This window comes from Bacteroides sp. D2 (assembly GCF_025147085.1).
GTDB lineage: Bacteria > Bacteroidota > Bacteroidia > Bacteroidales > Bacteroidaceae > Bacteroides.
Genome location: NZ_CP102261.1, coordinates 1,015,590 through 1,029,673, shown reverse-complemented (window position 1 = coordinate 1,029,673; position 14,084 = coordinate 1,015,590). Strand labels below are relative to the sequence as shown.

General features: G+C 33.9%; 12 protein-coding genes. 4 read left to right on the top strand and 8 right to left on the bottom strand.

Going from position 1 to position 14,084, the window contains the following annotated elements:
• Positions 1 to 3: 3 nt before the first annotated feature.
• Genes NQ505_RS03640 through NQ505_RS03630 form a run of 3 tightly spaced genes read right to left on the bottom strand, consistent with a single transcriptional unit; the run spans position 4 to position 2,592 of the window.
• Positions 4 to 735, bottom strand: coding sequence for an NTP transferase domain-containing protein (locus NQ505_RS03640; protein WP_008998175.1), 732 nt, complete (start codon positions 733 to 735; stop codon positions 4 to 6).
• Complete coding sequence (locus tag NQ505_RS03635) at positions 732 to 1,781, bottom strand: pyridoxal phosphate-dependent aminotransferase (RefSeq protein ID WP_008998174.1); 1,050 nt, start codon at positions 1,779 to 1,781, stop codon at positions 732 to 734. The genes NQ505_RS03640 and NQ505_RS03635 overlap by 4 nt, the downstream gene beginning before the upstream one ends.
• Position 1,782: 1 nt before the next feature.
• On the bottom strand, positions 1,783 to 2,592 hold the full coding sequence (locus NQ505_RS03630) for a glycosyltransferase family 2 protein (RefSeq protein ID WP_004324334.1): 810 nt from the start codon (positions 2,590 to 2,592) through the stop codon (positions 1,783 to 1,785).
• 197 nt (positions 2,593 to 2,789) lie between these two features.
• On the opposite strand from NQ505_RS03630, the gene NQ505_RS03625 reads away from it, so the two are divergent.
• Both NQ505_RS03625 and NQ505_RS03620 read left to right on the top strand, forming a co-directional pair.
• On the top strand, positions 2,790 to 3,773 hold the full coding sequence (locus tag NQ505_RS03625; RefSeq protein WP_004324335.1) for a glycosyltransferase family 2 protein: 984 nt from the start codon (positions 2,790 to 2,792) through the stop codon (positions 3,771 to 3,773).
• Between the two features lie 28 nt (positions 3,774 to 3,801).
• Positions 3,802 to 4,905 carry a glycoside hydrolase family 99-like domain-containing protein gene (locus tag NQ505_RS03620; protein WP_004324336.1) on the top strand — a complete coding sequence of 368 codons (1,104 nt, stop codon included), beginning with the start codon at positions 3,802 to 3,804 and terminating at the stop codon, positions 4,903 to 4,905.
• Positions 4,906 to 4,992: 87 nt separating this feature from the next.
• Here the strand turns inward: NQ505_RS03620 and NQ505_RS03615 are convergent, their stop codons facing one another.
• Positions 4,993 to 7,299 (bottom strand): glycosyltransferase, encoded by a 2,307-nt coding sequence (locus NQ505_RS03615; protein WP_004324337.1) that lies wholly within the window; start codon positions 7,297 to 7,299, stop codon positions 4,993 to 4,995.
• Between the two features lie 352 nt (positions 7,300 to 7,651).
• Here NQ505_RS03615 and NQ505_RS03610 point away from each other — a divergent pair, with 352 nt between their 5' ends.
• Complete coding sequence (locus NQ505_RS03610; protein ID WP_008998173.1) at positions 7,652 to 8,581, top strand: glycosyltransferase family 2 protein; 930 nt, start codon at positions 7,652 to 7,654, stop codon at positions 8,579 to 8,581.
• A 64-nt stretch (positions 8,582 to 8,645) separates the two neighbouring features.
• Positions 8,646 to 9,971 (top strand): glycosyltransferase, encoded by a 1,326-nt coding sequence (locus NQ505_RS03605; protein WP_004324339.1) that lies wholly within the window; start codon positions 8,646 to 8,648, stop codon positions 9,969 to 9,971.
• Positions 9,972 to 10,043: 72 nt separating this feature from the next.
• On the opposite strand, the gene NQ505_RS03600 is transcribed toward NQ505_RS03605, so the two are convergent.
• From NQ505_RS03600 to NQ505_RS03585, 4 genes are all read right to left on the bottom strand, one after another.
• Entirely contained in the window at positions 10,044 to 10,883 is an 840-nt protein-coding gene (locus NQ505_RS03600; RefSeq protein ID WP_004324340.1) for a glycosyltransferase family 2 protein, read from the bottom strand.
• Entirely contained in the window at positions 10,883 to 11,881 is a 999-nt protein-coding gene (locus NQ505_RS03595) for a glycosyltransferase (protein WP_004324341.1), read from the bottom strand. The genes NQ505_RS03600 and NQ505_RS03595 overlap by 1 nt, the downstream gene beginning before the upstream one ends.
• A gap of 52 nt (positions 11,882 to 11,933) precedes the next feature.
• On the bottom strand, positions 11,934 to 12,749 hold the full coding sequence (locus tag NQ505_RS03590; protein ID WP_004324342.1) for a glycosyltransferase family A protein: 816 nt from the start codon (positions 12,747 to 12,749) through the stop codon (positions 11,934 to 11,936).
• Between the two features lie 191 nt (positions 12,750 to 12,940).
• A complete protein-coding gene (locus NQ505_RS03585; RefSeq protein WP_004324344.1) occupies positions 12,941 to 13,813 on the bottom strand; it encodes a glycosyltransferase family 2 protein in 873 nt (290 codons plus the stop codon).
• Positions 13,814 to 14,084: the final 271 nt, after the last annotated feature.

Sequence of the window (14,084 nt, the reverse complement as noted above, 5' to 3'; positions counted from 1 at the left end):
TAATTAATAAAGACTGGCTGGAATCAGCTTCTGTGCCTGTTGGAAGTCCTCTACTGTGTCCAGCTCGGCCGAGAAGAACTCGGTGGTGTCCATAACGTAAAAACTATATTTTTGCGGAATCAGTCTCTCAAAAGCCCGTTCGTAGAATATATTATCAAGTCCTTCGGTAGTAATCATAATTTCCAGTTCCCGGAATAGCGCTTTGGTATATTCAGCTGACATCTTTTCAATGCCGATAGATTCTCCGATAGCATCGGATATCGAACAGACTTTGCTGATTTCAACGACCTTTTGTGCGTCGTCCACGATGACTTTTATTTCTTCTGCTCCGAGCTCATGGCGATTCAATGCCAATATGTCGTCCTTATCCGAATGAAGCAGCTTCTCTACAATCTGCGGATCGAATACAATGTCGCTGTCTAATAACAAAATTGCTTCCCCATCCGTATATGGACGGGTGAGCCATAATGAATAGATATTGTTGGTTGATTCATACCTGTCATTATAGATGAAAGTAATATCTTGGGTTGGATAATGTGCCTGTAGAAAATCTACGATTTGCTGCTGGCGATACCCGGTGACAATGATGAATTCATCAAATCCGTTTTGTATCAGGGCATCAAAAGCCCTTTCCAAAAGGCATCGTTCTCCTATTTTGAGAAGACATTTGGGCGTCGTATCGGTCAGCGGGCGTAAGCGTGAAGCTATTCCTGCGGCTAATATTACTGCTTTCATTTGGATGCTATTTCTTTGATTGTATCTATAACGATCCGGTTCTGCTCTGGGCGTCCCAATGTGATACGCAAATGAGTATTGATATCCGGTTCATTCATAAATTTCACTTTATAACTCTGTTCAGCAAAAGACTTTTGTAAAGCCTCTTTCAGTTCTATCGGGTATTTGATTAAAATAAAGTTGGCAACCGATTCATATACTTTGAATCCGGGTAATACACCGATTTCCTTTTCGTAACGCTCACGGTCTTCATTCATTAGTTTGGCGATGTTTCGGTAGTGTGCGTCCGATTTAAGAGCCGCAATGGCGATATCTTCGGATATCCGGTTGTATCCCAGATATTTATTGCTGTATCTACTGAATTTTTCCAGTTCCTTACTCATAAATCCGAATCCCATACGTAAACCGGGCAATCCATAAAACTTGGATAAAGTACGGGAAATAATCAAATTCGGATATTTATTAACCAGCTTTTTGATGTAACTGGTATCAGTTGAAACAAAAGAAGCGTATGCTTCGTCTATCAGTACCACTGTTTGGCTGGGCACTTCTGCGAGCAGTTCATCCAATTCTTTTGGAGTTAAACCATTGCCGGTAGGGTTATTGGGAGAAGCTAGTAAAAGAATCTTCGGATTCTCTTTCTGAATCATATCTTTTAGCGTCTCAAAGTCATATTTAAAAGTATTTCCGTCTTCGTAGAGAGGATATTGCAAAGTATGGCCATTCACCTCATCTGCAATTGATTTATAATACCACCATGAGAACTTGGGAATCAACATCGTTTTATTTCCATCTTCTTGAGTCAGGAAGTAGTGTACAGCTTGTTTCAGAATATCTTCTCCGCCGTATCCTAATAAGACTTGTGTTTCATCTATATCGTAAAGTTCGGATAAGAAAACAGATAATATACTTTTCTTTCCTTCATCATAAATGCGGGTATAAAAACAAAGTTTATTTATATCGAAGTTTTTTAAAGCTTCTACTACTTCTTTTGATGGACTGTAGTTAAATTCGTTTCGATCTAAAAAGTTCAAATTCTTTTCCATATTAGTTTTGTATGATTCCTTTATCGCACCAGGTTAGTTTCCTGACTTTCGTTTCGTTCAAAATACTGCGGTTGTTGCTCAAATTATCCGTTCCATGTAATTCGTGATGAAGGTGGAACACAATTCCCGCAAATTTGATGGTACGCTTGCGTACACCGCTATTGATGAGGCGGCACACTAATTCATGATCTTCGCTTCCCCATCCGGTAATAGCTTCATTGTACCCATTGACTTTTAATAAATCCTCTTTCCAGAAAGCCATATTGCATCCTCTGGAATATGAAATATCCCATTGGCGATAATGCTGAAGTAGTGGGCTTAGCCAAGGCAAATGTACTCCGTTGATTGTGTTTTTAGTACCTTTGTCGTGAATAGAGATAATACAGTTCCTTTCTGCTAGCATCTTTTTGGTTAAACCTTCCCGGATTAATACACGGCTACCGGTTACGAAACTGCCTTTTTTAGCAAAATGTACATGATCTTTGACGAAATCTTTGTGTAAGACGATATCTCCGTCAATTTGTATAATATATTCTTTAGATGCTTTCGCAATAGCTTTGTTGCGGATGGAGGCCAGTCTGAAGCCTAGATCCTCATGCCAAACATGAATAATAGGGACTTCGGAGGAGGCTGCTAATTGATGAATTAGTTCTCTTGTATCTTCTTTAGAACCATCATCGGCAATGATAATTTCATCTGGAAGGAGAGATTGACGTAGCACGCTTTTAACGCATAATTCTAATGCGTCGCTTCTATTATAGGTGGATATAATTAGCGATGTACTTATGTTGCTCGCCATGGGTTTATTCATATAATTATTACTAAGTTAGTTAAATAGTTAAGGGGGCTTGCACTAAAATTCTACAAATGTATACATTTTATTTGGTTGTGACAAGCGTTAAAGGCTTTTTTGCTAAACATTAGAGGGTTAGCATTCTTTTTTAAGAATAATATCCGTATCTTTGCTATCAGTTTGTTATAATAACTAAGATAAATAGTGTGTTTGTAATGGAAAATTATCCGATAGAAGTTAGTATAATCATCCCTAATTATAACTATGCTCGTTTTTTACAGCAACGTATCGAGTCAGTATTGGCACAAACATATACAGACTATGAAATAATATTATTGGATGATGCTTCAACCGATGATAGTGTGTCTATTTTAAACCATTATAAAACAAATTCTCGTGTCGCTCATTTGGAGATTAATTCAGTCAATACAGGGAGTCCTTTTATACAGTGGCAAAAAGGAATAAGTTTGTCTCGTGGAAAATATATATGGATTGCCGAGAGTGATGATGTGGCTGATTCTTCTTTTTTGGAAAAAGCTGTTTCTATCTTAAATCAATATCCTCATGCTTCTTTCTGTTTTTTAGGTTCACATTGTATAGACGAGAAAGGGAATAAACTATCTACAGATTTTGACCGTTGGACTTCAAAGCAATTACGCCGTCCTTACAATATAGGTGTTTTTGATAGTGAAGATTATATAAAACAGAATCTTTATTGGCGCAATTATATTTACAATGCTAGTGGTGTTGTCTTTCGTAAACAATGTTTTGAACAGATAAAGGATTTGTCTTGTTTCTCAATGCGCTATAGTGGTGATTGGCTTTTTTGGATAGAGATGGCGAGGCAAGGGAGTGTTATTGAGTTATATGAAAAGCTAAACTTTTTTCGATTGCATTCAACAAGTACAACTGTTGAGGGTAACGCTTCAGGTAATGCGATTCTTGAAGATATTCAAGTAGTACATTATGTTGAATCATTTTCTTATCCAATAGGGCGTTATAAGCGTTTGATGCGACATGGAATGCTTTATAAAAATATAAAGCGTGCAAAAGTTGATCCGAAAATGAGATTGTTGTTGTTTGAAAAACTGAAAGGATGTTTTGGCACAAGTGTGTGGACATATAGATGGGAACGAGTTAATAAATACATGAGTTTTTTGAATCCATGGCAACCTACAAGAGATAGAGATAGGTTGTAATGAATTGTGAAGTGCAATAAAGAAAGATATGGTTGACAAAAGAATTATAGCATTTTATTTGCCGCAATATCATCCATTTCCTGAAAATGATGAATGGTGGGGTAAGGGATTTACTGAATGGAGAAATGTGGTCAAGGCTAGACCTCTTTATCGTGGCCATTATCAGCCACATTTACCGGCAGATTTAGGTTTTTATGATCTGCGTGTTCCGGAAGTTCGTCAGCAGCAAGCTGATATGGCTCGAATGTACGGAATTAATGGCTTTTGTTATTATCATTATTGGTTTAATGGTCATCAATTGATGGAAAGACCATTAGAAGAAATGCTGTCTTCTGGCAATCCTGATTTTCCATTTATGCTTTGTTGGGCTAATGAAAATTGGACAAGGGCGTGGGATGGTGGAAGTCGTCATATTTTGATTGCTCAAAATTACTCGGAAGAGGATGATCGTGCGCATATCCGTTATCTGTTAGATAATGTATTTAGTGATTCTCGATATATAAGAGTAGACGGTAAACCTGTGTTTTTAATTTATCGTTCTATGCTTTTTCCGAATATGAAAGAGACTATTCGAGTTTGGAGGGAAGAAGCTTCTAGTAAAGGAGTGGAGTTGTATTTATGCCGCGTCGAAACTATGGATTGTTATGGAGAAGAATACCTTCAGGATGGTTTTGATGCTGCCGTAGAGTTTCAACCTTTCACTCATCAAATGAATGAGTTTCAAAAAAAAAGAAATCCATTACGGAAGTTTGCTTATAATATAAATCGTCACCTTTTTAATACATGTAAGAAGAAAAAGATTGATTACTCGGAATATGTAGATTATATCTGTAAAACTCATTTTCCTGACTATAAAATGTATCCGGGGGTTACTCCAATGTGGGATAATACTTCTCGTCGAAAGCAAAAGATGTTTATTTTAGACAAGAGTACTCCCGAAAAATACGGTGAATGGTTATATTCGGTTATGAATAAATTTGTGCCTTATAGCAAAGATGAGAATTTTGTTTTTGTCAATGCTTGGAATGAATGGGCAGAAGGTAATCATTTGGAACCTGATTTAAAATGGGGATTCCGTTATTTAGAAGAAACAGAAAAGGTGGTAAAAAGTATGCAAGAAGATGGCTTTTAGATATAGGGAGGTGATTGTTTTTTTCTAGAATATATAATGTTGCTCGTGTTCGAGCCAGAGCTAGAGAAATCTTACAAAAAGATTTCTCTAGATATTAATTCGTAGAATTCTGTACCATATAAATTTGAAAAAGATTTTGTTTCTGCATTTACTATTGGTATAGGTGTGGCGAAAATTTTGCACTTCATTAAAAGCTTGTTTGAGAGGAACTGAACTTTTAATAATATGCTTTACTCGTTTATACTCTTTTTTTTCTTCTTTAAGGTCTAATGTCGGGGTCTCTTTTCCTTTTCTATAAAATTCATTCCTTGATTGTATATAGTATATGTCATGATTTTTAACAGGAAATACGTTGATCGTTTTATTGTATATTTCTGTGTATTCATTGCCCATATCTTTTAAGGACTTCATGTTTTTTAAAAGATGTCTGATTCTTTCCACTTTCTGTTTATACTCTTGTGGGGCTGATTTTATAGTTGAAATGAGTTTAAAGATATCGTCTAATGTACTATTTATAGGTAAAATCCAGCCGACATCTGCTTTTTTTACTCGTTCGGCAATTGCTCCTAGATCAAATGAGATTACGGGGATCTCTGAAATTAAACTTTCTGATAAGGTATAAGAATATGTTTCGGGCCACATAGATAATAAGCAGATTAATTTTATGTCATTCTCTAGCAGTAAGTTGGGAAGATCTTGTTGTATATACTTGCCGTGATAAACATAATTTTTCTTATTCTTATTGCATTTTTTGTTTGTTGTTTGTCCGAAAAGATGGACGTTTATGTCTGTGCCTTTTACTTTCTCTGTTAATTCCTCTAAATATTTTAGTCCTTTTTCTTCTGTTATATATCCAATAAAGGCGATATTAAACTTTTTATTCTTCTTTTTATCTGGATTGTCATTATTTGGATTTCCGTTTATTTTGTCATAACCATGTTCTACTACTTCGATTGTTAAATCCTTATATGTGTTCAGGAATATGTTTTTTGTACTGTACGATGGAACAATGATCTTTTTTACGGTTTTAAGATTTTCATAAAACTCTTTTCTCCAAAGTGGAATGAAGTTGATATTCAGGTTGAATGTTTTTGCTATGCATGAACCACATCCTGCTGCGTTAGCATAGTTGCATAGAAAAGTTTCTTTGTTAAAGAGCTTCACAGAAGGACATATTGAATAAAAGTCATGTAAAGTATATATGACAGGGATACTTCTTTCTTTTGCTACTTTGAATATGTCCAAATACATGTGTTTTAAATGATGGATATGTATTAAGTCTATTTTTAAAGTGTCTATTAGTATTTTAATGTCTCTATTAAATGTGTCATTATAGAGGTTTAATGTCGTATATTGTGAATATGCACCTAGGGTGGAGGTAATTTTGTCAAATGGTAAAAAAGAAGTTACATGATATTTAAAATCATCATCGGAATAATAAAGAACATGAAAATTAAATTCTTCTTTCATATTTGTTATTAAATCATGTACATGTAAAGTTGTTCCTCCTATATTTTTCTTTTCGGCTTCTTTGAAATCATGTATTACGATTAATACATTTTTCTTAGAATGTGAATTAATGGCATAGCGGATATTTAACTGTATATCTGAAATTGGATTTTGTTGTACAAAGGACTCTGTGTTCTCAACGCATGAAGGATATCTACTTTTTAATATTTGTAGGTGAGAATTTATTAGCTCTGTTTTTTCTTGAGAAAATGACTGGGTTCCTTTATGATAGATGTATGTGTTGTCACATAGTAGATGTCTATATCCAGCTTGTAGACATCTGTACGAAAAATCATTTTCTTCACCGTAGCCTTTTCCAAAAGTTTTTTCGTCGAAGAGACCAATGTTGTTTATGGCTTCTCGTTTAATATACATACAAAATCCATTTGCAGTAGGAATTTCAGGGAATAGGTTCATGCTGCATCTTTCAACAATTCCTGCATATTCCTCTATCGTAAAATCTGATGGTATCGTATTTTCTGACATAAAATCAGGTACGGATGCTAATGTCGCATTGTTAGATAGTGGAGTAACAGTTGCTATTGCAGCTTTGCTATATGCGCACTTTTGTATTTTAGGGAGCCAATTTTTCGTGACCTCTGTGTCGCTATTTAATAAAACAACATCGCGTGACGAGTGTTGCATCCCGATATTAACCGTTCGTACAAATCCTTGATTGCTCTCATTGTTGATTATTGTAATATTTAAAGATGGATATTCTGTTGTAAACAGGTTTAGCAAAGGAAGGATTCGCTGGTCTGTACTTTTATCATTGATAAGTAGTAAGGTATGTTTAGTAAGGTCTGTATGCTCAATCACAGTCTCTATACACTTCTTGGTAAAATCAAAAGCATTATAGATTGGTATTATAATATCAGTATCCATGGTGAATTAAAATAGATTGAGGTGAAGTACCACTTTGTAGAAGTACAGATTGTTTTTATACATAATGACACAAAGGTATAAAGAAAAAATAAGAGTGGCAAGTTATTAATCTCAGAGGTATAGATTTTAAGGCAATATGTTTTTCGTCTAACTTAATACTCTGCTATGGCTTTTGATGTTATTTGGGTATAGGGAGCTTCCAAAATATAAAGTCAATTGTTCTTGTATAATTGATTGTTAGGTTTGTCTCTATTAGAATCGAGAATATCAGAAATTAAAGTGATCTTATTAATGCAAATCTTTCATCTCATTTACTTATCTTTGCAAATGAAACTATTGAATAGTTAGAAAAATGAAAAATAAACTGGCGATCATTATACCTGCTTATAAAGCTTGTTTTTTTCGGGAGGTTTTAGATTCTATTGTAAGGCAGAGTAACCGTGATTTTACGGTCTATATCGGTGATGATGCCAGTCCTGATGATTTAGAATCAATAGTATCTGATTATAAGGATAAATTAGATATATTCTATTTCCGTTTTGAACAAAATTGGGGTGGGAGAGATTTGGTTGCCCATTGGGAACGCTGTATTGAATTATCTGATGAGCCGCTGGTATGGCTTTTTTCAGATGATGATTTAATGCCACCAGATGCTGTAGAGCGGGTAATAAAGGGTTGGAAGAGGTCTGGAGAATGCGATGCTGTATTTCGCTTTCCTTTGGCTATAGTAGATGCGTATGGTGAACTGAAATATACTAATCCACCTTTTGAGACAGAAAGGATTTCTGGTTATGATTTCTTATTAGACAAGTTAAGTGGTAAAATATCCTCTGCTGCGTGTGAGTATGTATTTACACGTGATGTTTGGAAGAAAACAGGAGGGTTTGTTAGGTTTCCTTTGGCATGGTGTTCAGATGATGCAACATGGGCAAAGTTTGCGGATTATGCATCTGGTATTATTTCATTACCGGGAACTCCTGTTTATTGGCGGAATGCTGAAGATAAGAATATAAGTAATTCTACACGTTTTGATGGGGAGAAGCTTAAAGCTACCGGACTTTTTCTAAAATGGATTGGAATGAATTATAGATTAAATCTCCGGGAGTCTAGATTTCAAGATGCGTTGGTGACTTATGTGAATGTAATACTAGAGTGTTCTGTAAGAGGAAATTATAGTCTAAAAGATTTGGTTTGTTTATATGCTATTTTGAGAAAATTCTCTCCTACTGTGGCTTCACGTATCCTACGTTCCCATATTTTGAAAGCCAAACTTTTTATTTGAATGAAATGAATTTATCTCCTAGTTAGAAAGAGATGGTTGAATATTAATTTTATTGAAATGCAAAATGAAGAAAATACTTTTTATTATACCTTGTGTTCCTTACCCTTTGAATTCTGGGGGAAATCAGGCTTTCTTTCAAATGGTAGACTATATCCGTCATAAAATGTCAGTTTCTGTGTTGTTTTATGCTTGGACGATTGATGAGGCAAAAAGGGTAGAAAAGTTAGAAGATTTGTGGGAAGATGTGGATTTTTATACTTTTGTTAAGGAGACAAAAGAAGAACCGGACTCTCCTTTAGTGCGAAATCCTTTTTATTATAAGTGGCTGAAAAAACTCAAGATGTCTATTGAGCGTAAAATGCGGAGGCAGTTATTATCTACGTCAAACAGTACCGTTGATTTGTTGAAAGATAAAGATTTTGTACGTGAAAAGTCTGTTTTACCTAATTCTGTATATAAAGAATTTGATACACGATATATAGATTATGTTACAAAAGTAGCACATACAGGGTTTGATATCATTCAGGTAGAGTTTTATGAATTGATAGCATTGGGATATGTGTTACCGCAGAATGTACAGACGATTTTCGTTCATCATGAATTGCGATATATACGTAACGAGAATGAGATGAACCTTTTTCAGGCAATACGGCCTAGTGACCGGATGAATTTTCTTGTTGCAAAAGACTTCGAATGGAATGCGTTGCAGAAGTATAAGCATATAATTGCTTTAACGGAAGTCGATAGACTATTGTTAGCTAGCTATTTAGGTCGCGAAGATCATATTTATGCTTCTCCTGCAGTGGTAAAATTTGAATCGAATTCAGAGACGGAGTTTATCCCTTGTGTTCATCGACGTTTTACTTTTGTGGGATATGGAGAACATTTTCCAAATCTAGATGCTGTTGTATGGCTTTGTAAGGAAATTGTTCCTTATTTACGTAAATGCAATTTTGAGTTCACTTTGCAAGTGGTTGGAATGGGATATGAACGCTATTCTGCTGAATTACGAACGGCTTGTCCTGAGATAGAGTTAGTTGGATTCGTTGAGAATTTGACCTCTTTCTTGCAGGGGAGCATTGCTCTTGTTCCTATTCGTATCGGAAGTGGTATGAGAATGAAAATACTTGATATGGTTTCTTCAAATGTTCCTTTTATTACAACTTCAAAAGGATTGGAAGGTATTCATTTTAGCGACGGCGTAGATTGCTTGATAGCCGATAATACTGTTGATTTCGCAGATGCTATGATTAAATTATCCAATGATTTGGAGTTACAAAAAATATTGGTTCATCAAGCTAATGACAAAATGAAGAATATGTATAATCCACAAGAAATGTTGGATCGGAGATTATCGGTTTATACTTCTATTCTTAAAGATGAATTTTAATGTTTTTGTTGAGCCTTTGATTCTATATTGTCATCTTGAAAACGTTTTAGATTCTTTACACATTAACTGCTGCTATTCATTCTTGAATGATATGAAGTGGCAAAAAGATCTAATAAATTGTTTGAGAGACTTTTTATCTTTGGGAATATTGGCATTGGCTATTATCTGGGATAAACTGTATTGAGATACTAGATATTGGTCTGAGCTTTTTATAAAGCCGTTGAAATCTTTATTATCCGAGACTGCATCATAACTTTCATTGTGTTTTCTCCATAAAGTTAATTCCTGGGGAATGTAATAGACTTTATTGAACACACATATTTGTCTCCAAAGCCAGAAATCCAACCATGCGGGGTAAGGGGTGCTAAAATTAATATTTTGAATTACTTCTTTTTTTACACAAACGGCGGAGAATGTGGGGATATAGTTTGAATCAAGGTAGGGAAATATGTTACTGCCTGAATGTTTTTTGAGGAATGAGGAACTAAATTCTATATATGAATCATATTCAGGGTTATTTGATAGGTTTATAACTTTGATACCATTGACTATGAAATTTGCTAAAGGATTCTGTTGAATTGTATCTTGTAAATATTCAATATGGTTATTGGTCCAATAATCATCACTCTCACAGAATGCGATGTACTCTCCATTAGACTTTTCAATTCCTAATATTACAGTCTCAGCTAATCCCCTGTTCTGGTTACCGGGATGTGTGTATAGTTTTATGTTTTTAAAACGGTTGGCATATTCTTCTATTATAGGAAGGCTTTGATCTTTGCTTCCATCATCTACAACAATAACTTCAAATGATTTATTGGTTTGTCTGATTAAAGAATCTAAAGTCTCTTTTATATATTTAGCATAGTTGTACGAAGCAACGATAACTGATATCAATGGTTGTTTCTTCATTATTGTAGAATAAGGGTTAAACATAACAGTATCAGTAAGACACAGGATATTCCTAAAGTAACTAAATAGTATTTCTTATATTTCTGGTATTTAAGCTTATACTTGTTATATTTAGAAAAGAAAAAAGATGGATCTTTATATAAATTGAAAACTTCTTGTAGGTGATTGTATAACCATTTGTCGTCTTTTCTTCCCAGATAATCATAGAATTGAGTAAAATAATATACATATCCTGCATAGCCGCCAGGATTTGCATCAAAAACGATACGGAAAAAAGAATTATCAGTAATAAAACCAGCCTCATTGAGATTGCTACTAGGCTTCATACCATGGAAATGGATAAGTTTAGCTTTGTCATTGATACCCCAATAAGGTTTCCAATTATATTCTATTGGTAGTAGTTCCATGTCTTTGAAGCATAATTCGTTTAAATATCCTTGGTCAAAAAGTCCGGATATGTTTCTTTCTCTATTTTTCATTTTAAGAATAAATTCCTCATATTTCTCTTTCATGCCTTGGATGTTCATAACTAATACTCCTGCATTAAAATATTCCATATCTTCCACATTACGCTCATATTCTGGGGCAGCTGCTAGATAAGTGGGATGTGGAAGTTCCTCAAGTAAAATGTCAGCATTGAAAATCACGTCTATATCAGAATAAAGAACATACTTTTCTTCTTTTTCCACAACAGGGATTTCCATTCTCATAAATGTTCCGAAAATTCGGTTATATTCGATTTCTTTCCCTAAATTCTGCAACATCCATTCACGCGGATATATCTCCATCAACTCTAGCTTATAGGGCAATTGATGGAGGATTATTTCTACATTGAATTCCTTTAATAAGTTATAAACAGGGTCATTGGTGTTGCCATCATATAGGCAAACTAAATGGAGAGATGTGTTTTTCCTAGCACTGATTAACATGACTTTTAGTAAATCAAGATAGTCTTTTCGAGTGACTATGGAGTCTGTCAGACAAATGTAACATTTCATAATCTGATATTTTTATTGCGTTATTTAATAGAGAACATTATAGATATATTTTTCACTCTTTTTTAGCCGAGTTTGTATTTGTCTGATTTTGTTTTGACCAATGGGTTAGCGTTTTAATATGCCCCAAATAATATAATTCTTCTTCAGTTGGTTTTGCGCTATTCATATACCAAGGTAAATGCCTGACGGAATAAGGGTAGCCGGTTCGAATACAGAAACAGTCTGGATCAATAGGTTCCCCGATAAAATAGGGCTTATATACAGCAAAGGTTGTATCTATTAAAGCTTTGAATATGTTAGGCTCTATTTCTTCTTTCCAGAAAACGCTTTCCCACTCTATAACTTTTTCTTTTAATTTATAATGATCTGGTAGGTCGTCTATGCAGATTGAGAAGCCAGCCTTCAATGCTTTTGGATATTTCTGTAGTAATAAAATAAATTTCTCAATAAAATCGTCAGGACAATTAGGGAGGATCTCTAAATCAGAATCGGTATAGGCATAATAAGAATCCTTGAATTGCTTAAATATCCCTGTTTCCCACAATGATAGATGCCCGACATTCTTATTTAACATATATACAGGGTATGGTAATCTTGTATAGTATTCTAATAGTGGAGGGTATGTTGATTGGTTATCAATAATATATAAATTATGGTATCCTTTACTTTCTAAGCTATGGATTAGCTTTGTTAGCATTTCCAAACGGTTGTAGTTGTTAATAATGATAGGGATGTCTTTATAGTTGATTTTCTTTACTCCAAAGAACCTTTTTTTGATTTCGGGAATAAACCATTTAAGAAATAGCTCTTTAGACCTTTGAAAGTCTTGATTGAATGCTTTATATTTTCGAATCAACTTTCTTCTCATTTTTTATTTCTGTTAACAATGATGTTATACATTAGTTTTTTCTGGTTTATAGATTGCAAAGCTACTATTTTTTTTTGATTAATATTCGTCATTTCTAATATTGTATATTCAATGTTATTATTGTATGATGTTTGGATAGAGGTCGGCATTAGATTCTTTTAGATATTCAGAGTGACGACTTGAGGTGTTTATTATCTTTTTCTTTTAAGAAATCTTTCTATTAAAAATAAGAATTTAATATACTGTCGTGCTTTTCTTTGGATCCAAACAGTGTCTATGAGTTGTTGAACTCGGTGCTTTGATAATATGTCTAATGCCTGCTCTTGAGTTCTTACCTTCTCTTGAAGGGTAGTATGATTCTGATAAAACTCGCTAATCAAATAGGGAAAATTATTTTTAAAAAAATCGGAACGTTCTTGCATGATTAAGTTACCACTTTTAGGGTCAGAACTTATTCCATAAACATTAAAGTATGAGACTGCAAAATTTAGATGTTTTGTTGTGCGATTAAACAAAAGGATCTGTGTTATAAAAAAAGCCCAATCTGATATAATTCGGTATTTTTCTTCATATAGCATATTTTTAAAGAGTTCTCTTTTAATAAAAGTCGACGGATGTCCTAAAGAATAATTATATATAAAAGGTAGGGTCAATTTGTCGGGATAAGGGCTGATTTGTATATCATCAGCATTACGATATTGATATAAATCAGCATAGACAATATCTTCTGTGAAATTTTCCTTAAATACTCGTGCTAGAATGTCATTTTCTAACCAATCACCGGAATTTAAAAACAAAAGATAGTTGCCTTTAGCTTTAATAATTCCTTTGTTCATAGCATTATAGATTCCTTTATCAGGTTCTGATACCCAATAAGATAAATGTGATGCATACTTTTTTATAATGTTAATACTATTATCGGTTGAGGCTCCATCAATAATAATATGTTCAAAATCCTTAAAGGATTGTTTTTTCCATATACTTTCTAGAGTTTTCTCTAAGCCCTGAGCGTCATTTCTGTTAATTGTGATTATGGATAGTTGTGGCGTATTGTTTAGGTTCATTTCTATTGTTTTGGTTTATGATGATTGTTGTTGGTTGATTGTATATTAGTGTGCTATAATCATGTGGAAATTCTGTTTTTGTGCTTATAGGAGTCTCTAAGGATTTTTTCTATGATAATTATTCCTGCATTTTTTTTTGCAAAAATAGTGATTTATGCGTAATAATATATGTTCAGTGATTAGAAAAATGAATAAAGTTTGGATAATTTTTGTGATATCTATATATGTTTAAAACAAAAAAGATAAACAAAAAAAAGAGAAACAAAATCTT

Bases quoted from the DNA above. Each gene is read 5' to 3' on its own strand.
- NQ505_RS03640 (WP_008998175.1), bottom strand. From the start codon at position 735: ATGAAAGCAGTAATATTAGCCGCAGGAATAGCTTCACGCTTACGCCCG.
- NQ505_RS03635 (WP_008998174.1), bottom strand. From the start codon at position 1,781: ATGGAAAAGAATTTGAACTTTTTAGATCGAAACGAATTTAACTACAGT.
- NQ505_RS03630 (WP_004324334.1), bottom strand. From the start codon at position 2,592: ATGAATAAACCCATGGCGAGCAACATAAGTACATCGCTAATTATATCC.
- NQ505_RS03585 (WP_004324344.1), bottom strand. From the start codon at position 13,813: ATGAACCTAAACAATACGCCACAACTATCCATAATCACAATTAACAGA.
- NQ505_RS03605 (WP_004324339.1), top strand. From the start codon at position 8,646: ATGAAGAAAATACTTTTTATTATACCTTGTGTTCCTTACCCTTTGAAT.
- NQ505_RS03595 (WP_004324341.1), bottom strand. From the start codon at position 11,881: ATGAAATGTTACATTTGTCTGACAGACTCCATAGTCACTCGAAAAGAC.
- NQ505_RS03590 (WP_004324342.1), bottom strand. From the start codon at position 12,749: ATGAGAAGAAAGTTGATTCGAAAATATAAAGCATTCAATCAAGACTTT.
- NQ505_RS03625 (WP_004324335.1), top strand. From the start codon at position 2,790: ATGGAAAATTATCCGATAGAAGTTAGTATAATCATCCCTAATTATAAC.
- NQ505_RS03600 (WP_004324340.1), bottom strand. From the start codon at position 10,883: ATGAAGAAACAACCATTGATATCAGTTATCGTTGCTTCGTACAACTAT.
- NQ505_RS03615 (WP_004324337.1), bottom strand. From the start codon at position 7,299: ATGGATACTGATATTATAATACCAATCTATAATGCTTTTGATTTTACC.
- NQ505_RS03610 (WP_008998173.1), top strand. From the start codon at position 7,652: ATGAAAAATAAACTGGCGATCATTATACCTGCTTATAAAGCTTGTTTT.
- NQ505_RS03620 (WP_004324336.1), top strand. From the start codon at position 3,802: ATGGTTGACAAAAGAATTATAGCATTTTATTTGCCGCAATATCATCCA.